Origin of the sequence: Virgisporangium aurantiacum (genome assembly GCF_016863635.1) — a bacterium.
GTDB lineage: Bacteria > Actinomycetota > Actinomycetes > Mycobacteriales > Micromonosporaceae > Virgisporangium > Virgisporangium aurantiacum.
Window position 1 is genome coordinate 21645 of the sequence record NZ_BOPG01000107.1, and the last position, 19484, is coordinate 41128.

A 19484-nucleotide genomic window follows, 5' to 3' on the forward strand; every position below is an offset into this window, starting at 1 on the left:
TGTGAGAGGACCACCTTTATACCGGGATTCTGCGTCTTTTCGTTGCACCACAACACGTTCAGCGTGTCGCCGGCATCCACCCCACGCCAGTTACGCTACATCACACTTCGTTACTCGGAATGGCTCATTGCGGTGATGACCGCCGACGCCGCATGGAGCCGGTGCCCGCCCTACCGTGAGCGGCTGCGTCGTAGGGGATCCCCCGGATCCCCGTCCTGGCGGGGTCTGGCAAGGTCGATTGGTGACCTGGGAAACCGCGTGCAGGTTCTGCTGACGCTGGTGGAGCAGCTGCCACCGGCGCTGATCTACCTGGTGGCCGCCCTGCTGGTGACCGCCGAAACGGCGTGGATCTTCGGGCTTGTGCTGCCGGCCGAAGCGACCCTGCTGCTCGTCGGCTTCCTCGCGTACCTCGGCACGCTGCGGCTGCTGCCGGCATTGCTGGTCATGACGGTCGCGGCCCTGGTGGGCGACTTCCTGGCCTGGCGGGCGGGCCGCCGCTACGGCCCGCGCGTGCGGGCCAGCCGGGTCGGCCGGCGGGTCGGTGACCAGCGGTGGGACCGGGGCCACTCGATGCTGCGCCGGATGGGTGGTCGGGGCGTCTTCGCCGCCCGGTGGATCGCGTTCATCCGGACGCTGGTGCCACGGCTGGCCGGCAGCGCCGGCATGCCGTACCGCGAGTTCGGGCCGTGGAACGCCGTCGGTGTGGTCACCTGGGTTTGCACCTCGGTGCTTATCGGTTACCTGGCGGGCACCTCCTACAAGGAGGTCTCGGAGCGACTCGGCCGGGCCACCGGGGCGGTGCTCGCGTTCGTCGGTTGCGTACTGCTGATTGTCCTGGTCGGGCGCTGGCTGGGCCGCAACCCCGATCCGACCCGGGCGCTGCTGGCCCGCACGGGCCTCCTGCCGGCGCTGCGCTGGTTGCAGCGCCGGCACGGCGCGCTGTACGCCCGGCTGTCCCTGCACATCGGTCCCGGCTGGGCACTGGTGATCAACCTGGTGATCGGGCTGGCGCTCCTGTTCGTCGGCAGCCTCGGGTTGATCTGGCTGGTGAGTGCGCTCGTGGACTACAGCGGGTTGTCCGAACTGGACACCGCGATCGCCCGGAGCCTGCGCGACCGCGCGGCCTCCGACGTCGACTCGGCGGCGACCGCGATCGTCACCACCGCCCGCGGATCGGTGCTCACCGCGGTGGTGGCGCTGGTCGCGCTGTTCCTCGGCTGGCGATACCACGCCTGGCAGAACCGGGCCTGGCGCGACGAGGCCGGGCGGGCGGACCTGGTGACGATGCTGGGCACCGTCGGGGCGTTCCTGCCCCTGGTGCTGCTGGCGATCGCGGCCAGGGTGCTGCCGCACGCGGACGCCGACGACCCGGCCGGCCGGTCGGTGCTGCCGACGCCGGACTCGGTGGAGCCGTTCGAGACGGCCCGGCTGTTCGGCGCCGGCCCGGTCGTCACCGCCAGCCTGTGCACGCTGGCCTGGTTGGTCGCCCGCTACGTGCACTGGCCGTGGGCGGTCACCGCGTGGACCGGCGCGGCTGCCGGCACGGTCCTCATCGTCGGCGCGCGGGTCTACCTCGGCTGGAGCTATGCGAGCGAGGCCGTCACGTCGGTGCTCGTCGGCGTGCTGTGGACGGCCGTGTTCATGGTCGCCTGGACCACCCGCGACCACACGGTCGCGGCCGACCCGGACCCACCATCCGACCAGACCCGTGAGCCGTCGCCGCCCGGGACTCCTTCGTAGCCGGGGCTACGAAGGAGGTCCACGGTCCCCTACGAGATCGCGATCGGTGCCCGGTACTGCTGTTTCGGGCCGCAGAACGTGAACGGCGCCGGGTCCAGGTTCACCCGGCACACCTGCACCACGACCAGGTCGATCGGTGTCGCCGTCACGGCGGCGAGCCGGAAGGCGAACCTGACGGTGCCGTTGTCGACGCGCGCAGACTCGGTGTCGACCACCCTCGCACCCGCGATCGCGGTGAAGGTGACCGTCGAGAACCGGAAGTCGTCGGCGCATTCGGGTGTCGACACGTCCCCGGACACCGGTTGGTCCACGAGAATCCCGGTCACGTCGGCGACGACCGGGCCGCCGCCCAACGGCGGCAGATGCCAGCCGAGCAGGCCCTTGGTGCGGCCATGTGGGCACGCGTCACCGGAGTCGGCGGCGAAGGGCTGCTGGACAACGGTGTCCTGAGCCGCCGCAGCGGTGGACGCCGACACAGGTGCCGGAAATATCAGGCCTGCCACGACGGCACCCAACATGACCACCGTGGTGCGAAGCCTTCTCACCCGCGTTTCACTCATCATGTATCCAATCGGTCAGGTGACGGACGCGGATCCGCAGCCGCATCATGCCGATCCCGATTGCAACCCGGTTGCAGCGGATCCGATCTCATCGATGAATGTTTCAATGCAACTTCGATGAAGGCGCCGGCGCATCCTGCGTGCGGTGGTCCGGGACCGTAGCTCGGACCCTCGCAGGGTGGAGGCGACCCGACGTGCGCGCTTCGCGGTCAATCAGCGCTTCGCGGTTTTCCAGGCGTGTGCGTGCGTGGTTCCATCCCGACCCGGGCCGGCGGCGGTGGGTCGTGCACCTCCTCGTGTTCACGCTCGTCGTGTCGGTGTCGGTCGTTGCGATGACCTTGTTGCCTCGCGTGCCGGCGGAGGCCGCGGACACGGATCCGTTGCCGCGGGAGCCCACGGCGGCGGTGGGCGCGTTGGAGGGCACGCACGGCGTGACCAACGACGGCCATGCGACCTACACGGTGCCCATCGTGGCGCCACCGGGGATCGCCGATCTGTCCCCGAGCATCGCCCTGTCGTACACGTCCGGTGCCAGGGACGGGGTCGCCGGCGAGGGGTGGGAGGTCTCCGGCTTCTCCGCGATCGAGCGGTGTGCGTTGGCCTCGGCCCAGTCCGACGGGTACGCGCGGCCGGTCGGGGACCCCGCCGGGCGGCCGGACGCGTTCTGTCTCGACGGGCAACTGCTCGTGGTGGTGCGCGGGACCTACGGCGCGGACGGTTCGGAGTACCGCACCGAGGTGGACTCGCACACGCGCATCGTGCTGAGCCGCCCGGGTGGGGCGGCGATCGGGCCGGCGGGATTCGAGGTGCGTCGCAAGGACGGTCGGATCCTGCGGTACGGATTCGCCGCGGACGCGATCGAGGTGTGGGCCGGTGCGTCGAACCGGCGGTGGGCGGTCAAGGAGGAGCAGGACCGCAACGGCAACTACCTGGAGATGGTGTACGCGCGGGCGTGTACCGGCCCGGCCCAGGCGCCGACCTGCACCCGGTCCGCGCCGTCGGAGGTCCGGTACGGCGGCCACCGCTCGTCGGGCACCGGGGCGCGGGCGCACGACCGGTCGATCCGGTTCGTCTACGAGGACCGGGCCGACGGGTGGATGGCGCACACCCATGGCATGCGGGAGCTGGAGTGGCGGCGGATCAACCGGATCGAGACGGTGGTCGGCGGCACGGTGGTGCGCCGGTACAAGTTCGAATACGACGCGCGCCAGGACGTCAGCCGGCTCCTGCGGCTGCGCGAGTGTGTCGACGACCCGACCGCTGAGGTGTGCAAGCCGCCCACGACGTTCACCTACGACAACTCGCAGGGCTTCTCGGCCACGCCGACGAACGGGCCCGCCGTCTCGTCGATGTTCGGCAACGGGCTGGGCAGTTACGCCGTCGGTCGCACCATCGTGCTCGACGCGAACGGCGACGGCCTGGACGACCTCGTGTACCCGGCGCCGACGGCGCGGTACACGTGCGACCCGGCGCTGAACAGCTGCAGCGGATCGTGGACGTACCGCCTCGCGCTGGCCACCGGCGACCGGACCAACCCGTACACCGTGCGGGACACGGGACTCGGGTCGCAGCCCTCGCTGGGGTTCACGTTCTGGTGCATCTCGCAGGACAGCGTCATCGACTACAACGGCGACAACCGCGACGACCTGGTCAGCACCTGCGACGGCCATACGCAGGGCAAGGTCCTGGTGTCCACCGGCACCGGGTTCACGCAGGAGCAGATCCCGGTGATCCCGACCGCCCAGGTGGAGTCGTTCTGGCTCGCCGACCTCAACGGCGATGCGCTCGCCGACGTGCTGCGATGCCAGTCGGCCTCGCTGCTGCTGTACCTCAACCGCGGTCCGGGCCTCGGTTTCGAGGCGGCCCGGACGCTGCCGAACTACGGTCACCAGGGCCTGTCACCGCTGACCGGCATCACCGGTGGCCCGCCCGAGCCGTGTGAGGCGCCGATGTTCGTCGACTTCGACGCCGACGGCGTGGTCAACGCACTCAAGCGGCAGTGGACGTTCGACAGCTCGCCCAACCCGCAGACGTTTGTCTGGACCGAGACGTGGGAGGCGCTGTCGATCGACGCGACCGGTGCCCGCTGGTCGGAGCCGGTGCTGACGTTCAACGAGACGATCGACGCGTCCCTGCCCGCCCCGGAGGACATCTACGACCTCACGCCGTACTGGGCGGGCGACGTGACCAACACCGATCCCGGCGACGACAGCGGCCAGGTCACGGCCACGACGTACGCGCGGAAATGGCAGATGCGCGTGCTCGACGTCGACGGCGACGGCCTCGACGACATCCTGCGCTACGACGGGACCCAGGCCAATCCGGTACGGGTGCACATCAACGCCGGCAAGGGCTTCACGTCCCCCATGCCCACGCTGGTCGGTGATCCGGCGTGGGACTGGTACCGGGTCAGCGCGTACAGCTTCGCCCGTGCACAGTTCGTCGACTACGACAACGACGGCCGCGACGACGTGTTGATGCCGATCGGTGACCCGCGCCAGCCGGCGAACCTGCGCTGGGTGGTGCACAAGACGCAGGACCGTGCCACGACCCGCCCCGAACTGGTCGGCACGATGAACCTGGCGGAGCGTTCGCTGCCGGTGCGCGGCGACGTCGACGGCGACGGCAGCAGCGACCTCATCCTGGTGGCCGACGCGCCGGGGCTGGTCGACCAGGTCGGCAACCCGGCCGGCCAGCTGACGATCCGGTGGGGCAACCACGCCCGGGGCAACTTCCTCGTCAGCGCCCGCGACGGCATGGGCGAGACCATCACGTTCGACTACTCGGCCACCAACGCGGCCGGGAACCGGACCTACCAACGGACGACCTTCTGCCAATCGCGGCGCGGTTGGTGCCTGAACCGGGCCGGCCCGCTGGTGTCCAGCGTCCAGGTCCGCGTCGCCGAGCGGCAACCAGGGGTTCCCACCGAGACATTCCGGCGGATCAGCTTCCAGCGGATCACGTACCAGGACGGCAAGCGGGCCTGGTACGGCCGCGGAAACCTGGGGTTCGCCCGGCGCGTGACGACGACGTGGGGTGAGGCCGACACCGACGTGATCGAGTCGGTCACGAGCGACTACGACAACACCACGTACCTGAACACGACGACCGGTTCGCCGATCCGGCACTGGTACCCCAATGCCGGCCGCCTGACCAATGAGCGGATCGTGTCCGCGGGCGTGACGGAGGGCCTGGACACGCCCCGCACCGTGCAGCGCATCGTCGAGACCGGCCCGATCAGGTACGCCGTCAAACTGTCGCCGGAGTCGGTGCCGTTCGCCGTCGAGGAGAGCCGCTCCAGCACGGTGACCGCGCAACGGTCGTCCGCCGACATCCGCGGCGTGAGGTCGTCGCTGACGTCGACGGCCTACGACGGGGACGGCAACCTGACGTCCACGAACACGTTGGTGCGCAACGGTTCCGGCGCGGAGATCGAACGGACCGTCGAGGAGAACACGTACGACGCGACCCCGTCCCGGCGCACCAACTGGCTCATCGGCCTGCGCACGCGGGTGAAGACCACCCACACCCGGCAGGGTCGCACCGAGGTGCGTACCACGGCGTTCACCTACACGGCCGGTGACCGCGCGCTCCCGTTCACGTCCGTTCGGGAACCGGACGACCCCGTGTACCGGACGTCCGAGATGGGCACCCACGACGAATACGGCCACGTCATCAGCCAGCAGATGAGCGCCACGGGCCTGGGTACGCGCACGACGCAGTTCTCGTACGACATGGCGACGCTGTTCCCGACGCGGGAGACGAACCCCATGGGGCACGTCACCCAACTGGTCACCGACACCCGGCTCGGCACGGTGCTCGTGCGCGTCGACCCGAACGGCGTCGTGACGCGCTCCGCGTACGACGGGTTCGGCCGGCTCGCCCGCGAACGCGGGCCGAACGGGGACACCGTGACCACGTACGCCCGCGTGGACACGGATACGAGCGCGAACCCGCGGGCACGGGTCCGCACCACGAAGCTGATCGCGGGCGGTGCCACGTCGACCGAGTTCCAGGACGCGCTCGGTCGGACCGTCGAGACGCGGGCGAACGGGTACGCCGGCACGACCGTGGTCACCGAGTCCACCTTCGACTTCGCCGGCCGCCCGCTCACGGTGTCCCGACCGCACCTGCCGAACGACACCAGCCAGGGCGCCACCCGCAACATCTACGACGCGCTCGGTCGCCTCGTCACCACGCAGCGGCCCGACGACAACGCCACGGGTGGCATCGCCACCACGAACGTGCGGTATGGCGGGCCGGACGAGGCGCCGTCGGCGGCGGCGTTCACCGCCGAGGTCCGCGCCTCCGCCGCCGATGCCGTCGCGGTCACCGACCCGCTCGGCCGGCGCACCGTCCAGGTCAAGGACGTCGACGAGGCGCTGGTGGCCACCGTGGACGCCGCCGGGTCGGTCACCCAGGTCGAGTACGGACCGTTCGGAGCGGCGCGCCGGATCGTGAACCCGCGCGGCTCGGTGACCACCTTCGAAACGGACCGGTGGGGACGCACCACCGCCGTCGCGAGCGGCGACACGGGCCGCCACACCTACACGTGGACGGCGTACGGGCAGCTGGCCCAGCACACCGACCCGCGCGGGCAGACCACCCAGAACGTCTACGACCAGCTGGGCCGGATCACCCGGCGCACGGATCCGCGCGGCATCGCGACCTGGCGCTACGACGGGCCGGGCCCGAACGCGATCGGCAAGCTGACGCAGGTCAGCAACCCCGAAGACGGCTTCACCCAGCTCAGCTACGAGCCGGTGCCGGCGAGCGGCCCGAACCGCGGTCTGCTGGCCGCGACGGAGCAGACCATCGACGGTCGCTCGTACCGCCTCGGTTACGGCTACGACCAGTTCGGCCGCAACACCCGTCTGGAGTACCCGGGCGCCGCCGGCGAGGCGTTCGGCGTCACCTACGCCTACGACGCGGGCGGCCTGCTCACCGCCGTCCGGGACGCCACCACGAACAATCCGTACTGGACCTTCGTCGACGACGACCAGGGCTACCGCGTCGGCGTGGAGCGGCTCGGCAACAACGTCACCACCACGTCGAGGTTCCAACCGCTGAGCGGACGGCCGTTGAGCGTGGTCGCGGCGGGCAGCGCCGGCACGGTGCAGAATCTCGAGTACGGCTACGACGCGGTCGGAAGCGTCAAGCACATGCGCGACGGCGTCCGCGCGGACCGGTCGAGAAGCTACACATACGACACCGTCAACCGGCTGACGCAGACCCAGCTGTTGACGGGCAACAACCCGGCGACCCCCGGCCAGGTGGACGAGTCGTTCGCCTACGACACGGCCGGCAACTTCACGTCCAAGAGCGGCGTCGGGACGTACACCTACCGGCCGGCGACCGACATCCTGCCCCACGCCCCCATCACCGCCGGGCAGAACGCGTACAGCTGGGACGCGGCCGGCAACCAGGTCGGCCGGACGGGTCCGGGTGTCGCCGGCGGCAGGCAGGCGGTCACCTGGTCGCCGGCGAACCTGCCGACCTCGATCTCCCTCGGAACCGGGCCGGGTCTGACGACGACGTTCCGGTACAACGCGGCCGAAGAGCGGGTGCAGCGACGCGCCCCGGACGCCACGACCACGTACGTCTCGGGACTGTACGAACGCCGCGAGCCGGCCGGCGGCGGCACCACCGAGCACCGCTACTACGTGCGGGCCGGCGACAAGACCGTCGCGCAGGTGGTGAAGACCGAGTCGTCCGGCACGCTGCAGACCAGAACCGTCACCTACGAGCACCCGGACCGGCTCGGCTCGCCGCTCGACCACAGCGACCCGGCCGCCGCGCGTGGCCACAGCCAGCGGTTCACCGCGTACGGGGCGAACCTCGACCCGAACTGGCGGGTGACCGGTGAGCGCGGCTTCACCGGGCACGACCACGACGCCGACCTCGGGTTGATCGACATGGACGGTCGGCTCTACGACCCGGTCCTCGGCCGGTTCCTCTCGGCCGACCCGAGCATCGTCGGGGTGACCGAGGGCCCGGCGCCCGCGGACCGGCTCGTCGCGCGGGTCGCCGAGGCCGGCGCGCCCGGCGGCGGCACCGCCCCGACGATGGCAGCCGCCGACCTGCTCCAGCCGTACGGATACGCCGCGAACAACCCGCTCGCCTACCTCGACCCGGACGGTCGGGACCCGAGAGCGTTCTACAAGATCCAGGCGGCCGTGGAGCAGATCGCCGACGCGGTCCGCGACTCGACGCTGGGTGAGGCCGCCGCCGGGTTCACCGCCGGCGTGGCGCTCAGCGCCGTACCCGGCGGCTCCATCGCCGGAGCTGTCCTTTCCATCGACCCACCGAGCCGCACCTTCGAGTTCGCCCGTGGCGCCGGGGAGGCCGTGTACGGCGTCGGTCAGTTCGTCGCGGGCGCCTTCGGGACGGCCGGCGGCGGGGCACTCACGGTGACCGGGGCCGGTGCCCCCGCCGGCGTGCCCGTCGTCGCGGTCTCGACCGGCGCGATGGCCGAAGCCGCCATCGACGTGGCGTCCGGTGTGGCGACGATGATGCACGCCGCGGCAATGCCCTCCGACGGCGGGCCGACCGGCGGTGGCGAGGGCACGGCGGGCACCGTCGTCGCGGCCCCGCCGGCGGCCGTAGGCGGGCCCGCATCGGGGAACGGACCGCCGACGCTGACGGCGTCCTCGAGGCCGGATTCCTCCGTCCTCGGCCGGAACATCGAAGCGAAGACCCGGGTCAAGCGGCCGGAGGGCAGCGCCGCGCACCACATCGTGGCGGGCAAGGGCCGCAGCGACGCGTCGGCGCCGGCGCGGGCGGTACTGGAAAAGCACGGGATCGACATCAACTCGGCGGAGAACGGCGTGTTCCTGCCGGCGAATTCGACGTCGCCGAACCCAACGGGCGCGACGGTCCACTCCACGTTGCACCACGAGGCCTACTACGCCAACGTCAACGACTGGATCCGCAACGCCGACATCGTCGGTGGCAGGGAGGCGGTGCTGCGTACGCTGAACGACATCAGGACGATGTTGGAAACGGGAACCTGGGTTGACTGACGCCACCCCTCCGCGCATCTTCAAACTGCGGGTCGAGGAGGGCTCGGAGTGGACTCTGCCGCTCGACGACGAGGACATCGGACTCTTCGCCGGATTCGACGGCACACGACGCGCCGCCACCTGGTCTCCGGTGCCGATGTACCTGCTGCGGGCGAACGAGGGCCGACCGCTGCGCCCGGCGGACCTGCCGTGGCTGGGCAGACATGTCCTCGTCCTCCGGGACACGGCGATCGCCGTGGTCGGCCCGCTGCTGGCCGACCACGGCGAACTGCTGCCGCTCGCGTGCGCCGACGCGAACCTGGTTGTCTTCAACGCCACCCGGGTCATCGACGCACTCGACGAGGAACGCTCCGATGTGCTCCGGCTCGGGCCGGCGCAGATCCTCGACATCCGCAGGGCCGCATTCCGCGGTGAGCTCCTGACGGGATCCGCCGTGTTCAAGATCCCGCAGATGCTGTTCGGCCCCCTCTACTTCACGTCCACGATGGTGGAACGCATCCGGGCCACCGGACTCCACAGTGGAGTCACATTCCGGGAGGTAGGTGCTCGCCCCGGTGCGACGAACCCCGGCGGTCGATGAAGTCGTCGACGAGCGCGTTGACCGCGTCGGGAACCTCGAGCGCGACGAGGTGCGCCGCCCCGTCGAGGATCTGTAGTTCGGCGCCCGGAATGACCTCGGCCATCCGTCGGACCTCGGGCAACGGGAACGTCGTGTCCTCGCGTCCGGCGACCACCAGCACCGGGGTTCGGATCGTCCCGAACAGTTCCGACTGGTCGGGCCGCAGCGGGACGACGCTGCGGATCGCGTACGACACCGACCGCACGTCGACGGCTCGGGCGCCGGCCAGCACGTGTCGCACCGCGGCCGGCCGTTCGCGTCGTGACGTCGGACCGAGGAAGGCCCGCACCACCGAGCGGGTCAACGGCGGGCGGACTCCGCCGAGCAGCCGGGCCATCGTCAGCAGGGCCCCGTACTCGAACCGTTGTCGGTTCGGCGGAGCCGACGCGGTGCCGTTCAACAGGACCGCACAGCCGATCCGGTCGGGATGGCGGGCCGCGAACGTGCCGCCGATCATCGCACCCCAGGAGTTGCCGAGCAGGTGCGTGCGTTCGATGCCCAGCGAGTCGAGGATCGCCGTGATCACGTCGGCGCACTCGTCGAAGGTGAAGGTCCGGCCGAGCGGGCTGCTCCGCCCATGGCCCGGCGGGTCGACAGCCACCGTCGTGTACCGCCCGGCGAAGTGCTCGACCTGGGCCGCCCACAGGGTGTGGTCCATGAGCAGGCTCGGCCACATGACGATCGCCGGCGCCGCCGCGGATCCGTTGCCCCGGACGGTGACCGCGATCTCGCCGAGCCGTGTCCCGATCCGCAGCGTACGGTCGCGCATGGTGCCTCCTCATCCGCATGCCGGACGGCAGCCGTCAGTGTCGCCTCCGACGCAGGGCCGAGTTAACCAGGTATGTCGATGGGCCGGCGAGGCCGCTGACGCCCGACGGGCTGCCCTCCCGGACCTGGTGCGGGCCGACGACGGCAGGTATACACAGCCGCATGATCGTTGAGCCTTTGGAACTGGTCGTGGCGACCGCCTTTGACGGGCCCGACCGGGACGGCATCGATGCCGACGACATCGCCACCGCCGTGGCCGGACTCGACGTGACGGTGCCGGCGCCGCTGCGGGACTTCTACGCGGTGGCCGGCCGCTACGACGGGATGATGTCGGCCCATTCGCGGTTCCAGACGCCGGAACGGTTGCGCGTCACCGACGGGCATCTGGTGTTCTGCCACGAGAACCAGCACGTGATGGAGTGGGGGCTGCGGCTGAGCGAACTGACCGGACCCAACCCCGCCGTGTACGTGCAGATGACCGACGGTCCCGACGTCGGCCGGTGGAGCCTCGAGGCGAAGACCCTGTCCGCGTTCCTGCTCGGCGTCGGCTGCTGGCAGGCCGCCCTCGCCTGCGACGAATCCGGCGAGTCCGAACTGGCGGAAGCCGACAGCGCCAGGCTGGCCAGCCTGCTGACCCCCGTCGGTGACCCGGATCTGCGCGAGGGCGGACCCCTGCTCGGCTACGTCGACCGCGACCACCGGGTGGTGGTGGCCCACGACCGCAGGCACACCACCCTCTTCGTCGGCACCCCGGTCGAAGACGGCCTGGAGGACTTCGAACAGCGCTCCGGCCTCGACGTCAACTACTACTGATCGGTGACCCCGACCGGCGTTCGTTGACCTTCGCCCCGGGTGAAGGTTGACACTGGGAGCCGTGGACGATCTTCTGCCGATCGGCGCGTTCTCGCGTGCCACGTTGATCTCGGCGAACACGTTGCGCGCCTACCACGAGTCCGGGTTGCTCGTGCCGGCTGTGGTGAATCTGCGGACGGGTTACCGCGGATACGGCGTCGCCCAACTCGGTGACGCCGCGGTGATCCGGCACCTGCGTGCGCTGGACGTGCCGTTGGCCGCGATTCGGGAGGTGCTCGCCTCCCGGGACCCGGCGGTGACCCGCCGGGTACTGGTCGAACATCACGAACGGACGCTGGCCCAGCAGGCGCGGGTGGAGCAGATCCTGCGGGTCACCGGTGATCTGCTCGCCGATCCGGCGGCGGTGACGCCGGCCGTGGTGACCGAGCGGACGATGCCGCCCGTTCGGGCCTTCACCATGACCGGCGAGGTCCGCGAAGACCAGTTCGCCGCCTTCCTCGGCGAGGCGTACCCGTTGCTCTACGCCTCCGTCGCCGAGGCGGGCGCGGTCGCCGCCGGCCCACCCGGGGCATTGTTCCCGGTCGAGTACCACGACGAACCCATGCCCGTCACCGCCTACGTTCCGGCCGAGCGCGGCACCGCCCGCCTGCCGGGCGGCCGGTTCGCCGTCGCCGAGTTCGTCGGGCCCTACCGGAGCATGTCGGCCGGCTACCGGGCGCTCGGCGGCTGGCTGGCCGGCACCAACCTCGCCATCGCCGACCGGATCCGGGAGATCTACGTGATCGGGCCCGACGACGAGGTGGCCGAGGACGGCTACCGCACGGAGATCTGCTGGCCCGTTCGAGTCCCGGAGGACTAATGCTCACCCTCGCCCACATCACGTTCGACTGCACCGACGCCGCGGCACTGGCGGGCTTCTGGTCGCGGGCACTTCGACACCCCGTCGACGACGGTGCCAACGAGTACTTCGCGACCATCGGCGCCGCGGATCCCGGCCCGACACTCATGTTCCTCAAGGTCGACGAACCCAAGTCCGCCAAGAACCGTTGCCACCTCGACCTGACCGCCGACGACCGGGCCTCGGAGGTGAAGCGCCTGATCGACCTCGGCGCCACCTACCAGGCCGAACATGACGAACACGACCATCGGTGGATCGTTCTTCAGGACCCGTCCGGAAATGAGTTCTGTGTGGCCTGAACCGTCGTCAGTGGTACCAGTGGCCGGCGTCGTCGACCCGGCGGCAGCCCAGCGCTTGGTACACCGCGTCGACCAGTGACTGGCCACGCTCGTTGACCCCGAGCCCGGTGCCCTGACGGTTCATCGTGTACCCGAACGACAGCCGCAGCCCCGGGTCGGCGAAGCCGAGGCTGCCGCCCATGCCCGGGTGCCCGAACGCGGTCTCGGTCAGCAGGAGGCCCTCCCGGTCGGCGACCGGCAGGTGGCTGTTGTCGATGGTCTTGGTGTAGCCCATCGACCAGCGGGTCGGTACCAGGAGGACCGCGTCCACCGAGGTGGCCGCGACCACCGCGCCCATCCGGTACAGCTGGGCGGGACCGACCAGGGTCACCCCGTCCACCGTGCCGCCCAGCGCCAGCGGGCGGTACATGCCGGCCAGTCCGCGCGCCTGGGTGATCCCGCCGATCGCGCCCATCTCGGCCGCGTGCGCCGCCCGGCTGTCGGACTCGCCCGGCACCAGCATGTAGCCGCCGTTGTTGGCCAGCACCAGACCGGGCACCGACGCGGGGTCGGACAGCGCCGCCACGTAGAAACTGGGCACGGCGTCGCCCGGCCCGGCCGGCGCGGCGGGGACCGTCGGCGCGACGCGGGGCTCGTGCTCCGCCGGCAGGCCGAGCCAGAACTCCAGCCCCAACGGACCGGCCACCTCGTCGGCGAAGAACGTGCCCAGGCTGCGGCCGCTGACCCGGCGCACCACCTCGCCCACCAGGAAGCCGAACGTCAGCGCGTGGTAGCCGTTGCGGGTACCGGGGCGCCAGAACGGCTCCTCCGCGGCCAGCGCGTCGGCCATGAGCTGCCAGTCGTAGAAGCACCCCGCCGGCAGCGGCGCGCGGACGGCCGGCAGGCCGGCCTGGTGGCTGAGCAGGTGCCGGACCAGGACCGACTCCTTGCCGTTCTTGCCGAATTCCGGCCAATAGGTGACGACCGGTGCGTCGAGGTCGAGTTGGCCCCGGGCGGCGAGGATGTGGGCGCACAGCGCGGTGGCGCCCTTCGTCGCCGACCAGACATGGCCGAGGGTGTCCCGGTCCCAGACCCGACCGGTGGTGGGGTCGGCGGTGCCGCCCCACAGGTCGACGACGGTCTCGCCGTCGACCGTCACGCACACCGACGCGCCGACCTCGCCACGCTCGGCGAAGTTGCGCTCGAACTCGTCGCGGACCCCGGCGAAGCGGGGGTCGAAGGTGCCGTCGATCGCCATACCCGCGATCGCAGCACCGGCGATCCCGGCGCGACAGTACGAAGTTCCGCACTCATAACATCGGTACCGTGGTCGCATGCCGTTCGCCGGTCGGGCCGCGGAGCTGTCGCAGGTGCTCGACGCCGTCCTCCCGGTGCCGACCGGTGGGCTGGTCGCGGTCGCCGTGTCCGGGGAGGCGGGCATCGGCCGGTCCCGGCTGCTGGTCGAGGCCACCGACCGGCTGCGGAGCCGTGGCTGGCGGGTGCTGGCCGTACCGGGAGACCGGCTTCAGCGCCGCATCCCGTACGGCACGCTGGCCGCCGCGGTGCGGGCGTTGCAGCCCGACAACGCCTACACCGACGGGCTGCGGGCGGAAACGGTCGCCGCCCTGGAGGCCGGCTCCGGTTCGGACTTCGCCCGCGCGTGCGCCACCACGACGCGCCTGCTCGCCGCGCTGTCGGCGGCGGGACCGCTGGTCGTCGTCGCCGATGACGTCGCCGACCTCGACGAGGACTGCCTGACCCTGTTCACCGTGGTGCTGAGCCGGTTGGCCCCGGCACCGCTGGCGGTACTGCTGTCGACGCGTAGCCATCTGGCCGAGCCCAGCCCGGCGGCCGAGGAACTGCTCGCCCGGCTGGCCGAGGGGGCCGAACTGGTCCCCCTGGAGCTGGGCGTCCTGACCCCGGAGCAGATCGCCGACGTGGTGACGCCGGCCCTGGGCGGCCGCCCGGACGACACCCTCGCCGCGCAACTGCACCTGCGCGCGGACGGGAACCCGTTCTTCGCGATCGAGATCGCCCGGTCGCTGGCCGGGTCCGGCCTGCTCACCCGGGCCGGCGACGCGGTGCGCCTGGACGTGCCGCCCGACCGGATCCGGCTCGACCGCCGCGACGCGGTGCTGCGCCGGGTCGTCCCGCTCGGGCCCGCCTGCCGCGAGGTCGCCCGCGCGCTCGCGGTGCTGCGCACCGTCGACCTGGCGCGCATCGGGCTGGTCGCGCAGGTCGCGGACCTGCCCGAGCCGGCCGTGGCGGCGGCCTTCGACGAACTCGTCCGGGCGGGCGTGGCGGTCGCCTCTCCCGGCGACAACCCAACCGTTGCGGTGCGGGACGAGCAGCGACGCTACCGGTTCGCGCATCCGATCGTCGCCGAGGCGTTGTACGACGACATCGGGCCGGCCCAGCGGCGGCAGCTGCACGGGCGGGCGGCCCGGCCCCTGGCCGCCGCACGCTCGCGCGGCGAACCGGTCGACCTGCTCGATCTGGCCCGGCACGTGTCCGAGTCGGCGGAGCCCGCAGACGCGGACGCGGTGATGGTGCTGGCCGACGCCGCCCGATCGGCCCTCGGCAGCGCCCCGGAGACGGCCGCCGGCCTGTGCGAGCGCGCCCTCTCCCTCCTCGGCCCCGACGGGGAGGGCGCCGCCGGGCTGCTCTCGCTGCGCTGCCGGGCGCTGGCCCGGGCGTCCCGGCCGGCCGAGGCGGCGGCGTGCGGCCGGGAGGCGCTCGGCCTGCTGCCGCCCGGCCCGGAGCGCTACCGCACCGGGACCGCCGTGATCAGCAGCCTGTTCCTCCTCGACCGCATCGGGGAGGTCATCGAGGTGGCCGACGCGCTGGTCGCCACCGGTGACCCACCGGCGGCCCTGCTGGCGCAGCGGGCGGTGATGCTGGCCTTCGCCGGCCGGTTGGACGAGGCGGCCGAGCAGGGTGCCCTCGCCGAGTCGGCCGTCACCGCGTCACCGGCCGAAGACGTGGTGGTCTGTGGGCAGCTCGCCATGCTGACCTCGATGCTCGGCCGGCACGAGCGGACCGTCGCACTGGGCGACCGGGCGGTGCGGGCCAGTGGCGGATCCGCGACGCTGCGGCTGCAGGCGTTGGCCGTGTCCGCGTCCACCGAGGCCCTGGCCGGCCTGGTGACGGTGGCGTCCGGTCGGCTCCGCGAGGCCACCGACCTCGTCGACGGCGGAGCCACCCAGCTGTTCCCGGGCGAGCTGGCCCTGACCCGGGTGGTTCTGGACTGGCTGGGTGGGCGGTGGGACCAGGCGCTGGAGAGCGTGCGCCCCGTCGGTGCCGAGTTGGCCGTGCGGCGGGAGGCGACGCTCGCCGGCGCGCTGGCCGCCGTCGAGTTGGAGATGCGGACGTGGCGAGGTGAGCTGACCCTCGCCGCGGCCCTGGCCGACCGCTCGGTGCCGCGGGTGCTCAACCTGGCCGGCCTGTACATCTGGGCGCTGGCCGGCTACCGGGCGGCGGCCGGCGACCCCGGCGGCGCCGCCACCGTCCTGCGCGCCGAGCTGGACCGGGCCGGCGACACGCCGTACGGCTGCCTGCTGCTGTCCCGGCTGATCGAACTGGAACCGGCCGGCGAGGACATCGACGGGCTGGTCAAGGACCTGGTTCGGATGGCGGCCACGAGCGTGTCGCCGTGGTCGCTGACCGTCGTGCACCGCACCGTGGGCGGCGTACGCGCCGACCCCCAGGCGTTGCGGGAGGCGGTGACCGGCGCGCGGGCCGGCGGGCTCACCTTCGAATGCGCGCGGGCCCAGCTGCTGCTCGGCGAGCACGACGAGGGCGACGGGGCCGCGCTGGTCGACGCGTACCGCACCTTCGGCCGGCTGGGCGCGCACGGCCTGCGGCGACGGGCCGGCCGTCGACTGCAGGAGCTGGGCATCAAGGTGCCACGCGCCCGGCGGGGCGGCGACGGGCTGCTGACGGAGTCGGAGGAACGGGTCGCCCGGCTGGTGCAGCAGGGCATGCGCAACCGCGAGATCGCCGCCGCCCTGCACTACAGCCCGCGCAGCGTCGAGGTGTACCTGACGCGGATCTACGCGAAGCTGCGGGTCGCGTCCCGCCTGGAACTGGCGCGGGTCCTCGACGCCATGGACCGCTCCCCTTAGCTGTTGTGGTTCCCATACTGCCGGCACCGGGTGGCCACCGGTTGCATGGAGGCCGATGGAACGCACCGCCTACACCACGTGCCCGCTCTGCGAGGCGACCTGCGGGCTGGAGCTGACCATGCTCGACGGGCGGATCACCGGCGTGCGCGGAGACCGCGACGACGTGCTCAGCCGCGGCTTCGTCTGCCCGAAGGGTGCGGCGCTGGGCGGCCTGGACGCCGACCCCGACCGGGTGCGGACGCCGCGGGTGCGGCGCGACGGCAAGCTCGTGCCGGCCACCTGGGACGAGGCGTTCGCCGCCGTCGACGAGGGCCTTGGCCGGGTCATCGCGGCACACGGCCGGGACGCGGTCGCGCTGTACCTGGGCAACCCGACCGTGCACACCCTCGCCGGGAACCTGTTCGCCGCGCCGCTTCGCAAAGCGATCGGTTCCCGCAACATCTTCACGGCGTCCACCGTGGACCAGATGCCCAAACACGTATCGTGCGGCCATCTGTTCGGCAACCCGCTCGCGGTGCCGGTGCCCGACGTGGACCGCACCGACTTCCTGCTGGTGCTCGGCGCCGACCCGATGTCGTCCAACGGTTCGCTGTGGACGGTGCCGGACCTGCCCGGCCGGCTGGCGGCGCTACGCGCGCGGGGTGGCCGGCTGGTCGTGGTCGACCCGCGCCGCAGCCGGACGGCCCGGGTCGCCGACCGGCACCTGCCGATCCGTCCCGGCACCGACGCGTTCCTGCTGCTCGGCATGGTGCACGAGCTGTTCGCCCGGGACCTGGTGACCCCGGGCGCCCTGGAGCCGCATCTGACCGGCGTCGCGGCGGTGCGCGACCTGGTGGCCCGGTTCTCCCCCGACGTGGTGGCGCCCGCCTGCGGGGTGGACCCGACCGCGATCCGGGACCTGGCCGCCGACCTGGCCGCCGCACCCAGGGCCGCCGTGTACGGCCGCATCGGCACGACCACGGTGCCGCACGGAACCGTCACCAGTTGGCTGGTGGACGTGCTCAACGTGCTCACCGGCAACCTGGACCGGCCGGGTGGCGCGATGTTCGCCCTGCCCGCCCACAGCCGCCGGGGCACCGGGACCGGCGCCGGCTTCCGCACCGGCCGCTGGCACAGCCGGGTGCGCGGGCTGCCCGAGGTCCTCGGTGAACTGCCAGCGGTGACGCTGGCCGACGAGATCCTGACGCCCGGCGAGGGCCAGGTGCGCGCGCTGCTGACCGTTGCCGGCAACCCGGTGCTGTCGCTGCCCAACTCGGCCCGGCTGGACGGCGCGATCGCGGGGCTGGACTTCATGGTGTGCGTCGACCCGTACGTCAACGCGACCACCCGACATGCCCATGTACTGCTGCCACCGCCACCGCCCAGCCAGCAGGCCCACTACGACATGGCCTTCTACCATTTCGCGGTGCGCAACGTCGCCCGCTTCTCGCCACCGGTGGTGCCGCTGCCCCCGGACGCCCTAGACGAGTGCGACATCCTGCTGCGCCTGATCGCGATCCTCACCGGCGCCGGTCCCGACGTGGCCACGGACGGCGCGGCGCAGGCTCGCGGCATCCTGGACGCGCGCCTGCGCGCCGGCCCGTACGGACTGTCGCTGGACCGGCTCCTCGCCGAGCCGCACGGGGTGGACCTCGGACCGCTGGAGCCGCGGGTGCCGGAGATCCTGCGTACCCCGTCGGGCCGGATCGAACTGTGCCCCGAGCCGATCGCCGCCGAGGTGTCCAGGTTGGACCCGCGTCCGCCGGAGCCGGACACGTTCGTCGTCGTCGGGCGGCGGCACCTGCGTACCAACAACTCGTGGATGCACAACGTCCCGGCGTTGGTGAAGGGCCGTCCGCTGTGCACAGTGGTGGTCAACCGGGGCGACGCGGACCGGCTGGGCCTGGTGGCCGGCGGCCGGGCCCGGGTGACGTCGCGGGTCGGCGAGGTCGAGCTCACCGTGGAGGTCACCGACGACATCGCACCAGGCGTGGTGAGCATCCCGCACGGCTTCGGGCACGACCTGCCCGGCGTGGAGATGTCCGTCGCCCGGCACCTGCCCGGTGGCGTGAACACCAACCTGCTCACCGACGACCTGGCGATCGATCCGCTGTCCGGCAACGCGGTTCTGAACGGCATCCCCGTGTCGCTGCGTGGCCGGGACGGTGGGGATCGAACCGCTCAGGTGTCGTAGTCGCCGCTGTCCCAGGGCTCGGTGAACGCCATGTAGTCGCCGGGCTCGATGGTGACCCACCACCGGTCGTCATCATCGTCCGGCGCCCGCGGGATGAGACCGATGGTCGTGCCGAACCGCTCGACCGCGAACGGCTCGATCTCGATGCGCGTGAACGTGACGTCGCCGAGCTCCCGCAGCCTGCCGTCGTACGCCGCCTTGGCCGCGGCACGGTCCATCGTCTCCCGCGGCCCGAACGCGTCGATCTTCGCCTCGAGGAAACAGCCGTCGGCGTCGAACAGGAACAGGGCGACGAACTCCTGGCCGTCGTTGCCCTCATGGGTGCCCGGATCGAACGGCCGGGTCAGGAAGAACTGCCTTCCGTCGGCCGTGCGCCCGACATGCTCGGCGTGGTAGTCGTCGTGGTCGATGGCAAGCCGTCTCGGCGGTCCACTACTCATCGGACCATCCTCCGGGTCGCACCGGACTCACCGGATAGCGGCCTAGACT

13 protein-coding genes are annotated in these 19484 nt (G+C 72.0%); 9 read left to right on the forward strand and 4 right to left on the reverse strand.

Annotated elements, in window-relative coordinates; all coding sequences use genetic code 11:
• The first annotated feature begins 258 nt into the window (after positions 1–258).
• Positions 259–1740 (forward strand): DedA family protein, encoded by a 1482-nt coding sequence (locus Vau01_RS57860; RefSeq protein WP_204011942.1) that lies wholly within the window; start codon positions 259–261, stop codon positions 1738–1740.
• Positions 1741–1769: 29 nt separating this feature from the next.
• Here Vau01_RS57860 and Vau01_RS57865 read toward each other — a convergent pair whose 3' ends face one another.
• On the reverse strand, positions 1770–2243 hold the full coding sequence (locus Vau01_RS57865) for a hypothetical protein (RefSeq protein ID WP_204011944.1): 474 nt from the start codon (positions 2241–2243) through the stop codon (positions 1770–1772).
• Positions 2244–2256: 13 nt separating this feature from the next.
• On the opposite strand from Vau01_RS57865, the gene Vau01_RS57870 reads away from it, so the two are divergent.
• The 3 genes from Vau01_RS57870 to Vau01_RS57880 all read left to right on the forward strand — a co-directional run bounded on the left by Vau01_RS57870 (position 2257) and on the right by Vau01_RS57880 (position 9902).
• The gene (locus Vau01_RS57870; protein ID WP_204011948.1) at positions 2257–2421 is read left to right on the forward strand and encodes a hypothetical protein; all 165 of its coding nucleotides are present in this window, start codon (positions 2257–2259) and stop codon (positions 2419–2421) included.
• Positions 2422–2632: 211 nt separating this feature from the next.
• Positions 2633–9322: an FG-GAP-like repeat-containing protein gene (locus Vau01_RS57875; protein WP_204011956.1), complete on the forward strand. Its 6690-nt coding sequence runs from the start codon at positions 2633–2635 to the stop codon at positions 9320–9322.
• Positions 9315–9902 carry an imm11 family protein gene (locus tag Vau01_RS57880; RefSeq protein WP_204011959.1) on the forward strand — a complete coding sequence of 196 codons (588 nt, stop codon included), beginning with the start codon at positions 9315–9317 and terminating at the stop codon, positions 9900–9902. Before Vau01_RS57875 ends, Vau01_RS57880 begins: the two co-directional genes overlap by 8 nt.
• Here the strand turns inward: Vau01_RS57880 and Vau01_RS57885 are convergent.
• On the reverse strand, positions 9847–10710 hold the full coding sequence (locus Vau01_RS57885) for an alpha/beta fold hydrolase (protein ID WP_204011970.1): 864 nt from the start codon (positions 10708–10710) through the stop codon (positions 9847–9849). The two genes, Vau01_RS57880 and Vau01_RS57885, sit on opposite strands and share 56 nt — an antisense overlap.
• 161 nt (positions 10711–10871) lie before the next feature.
• On the opposite strand from Vau01_RS57885, the gene Vau01_RS57890 reads away from it, so the two are divergent.
• The 3 genes from Vau01_RS57890 (at position 10872) to Vau01_RS57900 (ending at position 12719) form a co-directional block, all read left to right on the forward strand.
• Complete coding sequence (locus tag Vau01_RS57890; protein ID WP_204011972.1) at positions 10872–11522, forward strand: hypothetical protein; 651 nt, start codon at positions 10872–10874, stop codon at positions 11520–11522.
• A 61-nt stretch (positions 11523–11583) separates the two neighbouring features.
• Positions 11584–12381 carry a MerR family transcriptional regulator gene (locus tag Vau01_RS57895; protein ID WP_204011973.1) on the forward strand — a complete coding sequence of 266 codons (798 nt, stop codon included), beginning with the start codon at positions 11584–11586 and terminating at the stop codon, positions 12379–12381.
• Entirely contained in the window at positions 12381–12719 is a 339-nt protein-coding gene (locus Vau01_RS57900) for a VOC family protein (protein WP_204011974.1), read from the forward strand. The genes Vau01_RS57895 and Vau01_RS57900 overlap by 1 nt, the downstream gene beginning before the upstream one ends.
• Positions 12720–12726: 7 nt before the next feature.
• Here the strand turns inward: Vau01_RS57900 and Vau01_RS57905 are convergent, their stop codons facing one another.
• The gene (locus Vau01_RS57905; protein ID WP_204011975.1) at positions 12727–13956 is read right to left on the reverse strand and encodes a serine hydrolase domain-containing protein; all 1230 of its coding nucleotides are present in this window, start codon (positions 13954–13956) and stop codon (positions 12727–12729) included.
• A gap of 76 nt (positions 13957–14032) precedes the next feature.
• Here Vau01_RS57905 and Vau01_RS57910 point away from each other — a divergent pair, with 76 nt between their 5' ends.
• Both Vau01_RS57910 and Vau01_RS57915 read left to right on the forward strand, forming a co-directional pair.
• On the forward strand, positions 14033–16822 hold the full coding sequence (locus Vau01_RS57910; protein WP_204011977.1) for an ATP-binding protein: 2790 nt from the start codon (positions 14033–14035) through the stop codon (positions 16820–16822).
• Positions 16823–16877: 55 nt separating this feature from the next.
• On the forward strand, positions 16878–18995 hold the full coding sequence (locus tag Vau01_RS57915; RefSeq protein ID WP_204011979.1) for a molybdopterin-dependent oxidoreductase: 2118 nt from the start codon (positions 16878–16880) through the stop codon (positions 18993–18995).
• Here the strand turns inward: Vau01_RS57915 and Vau01_RS57920 are convergent.
• Positions 18983–19435, reverse strand: coding sequence for a hypothetical protein (locus tag Vau01_RS57920; RefSeq protein WP_204011982.1), 453 nt, complete (start codon positions 19433–19435; stop codon positions 18983–18985). The two genes, Vau01_RS57915 and Vau01_RS57920, sit on opposite strands and share 13 nt — an antisense overlap.
• Positions 19436–19484 lie beyond the last annotated feature (49 nt).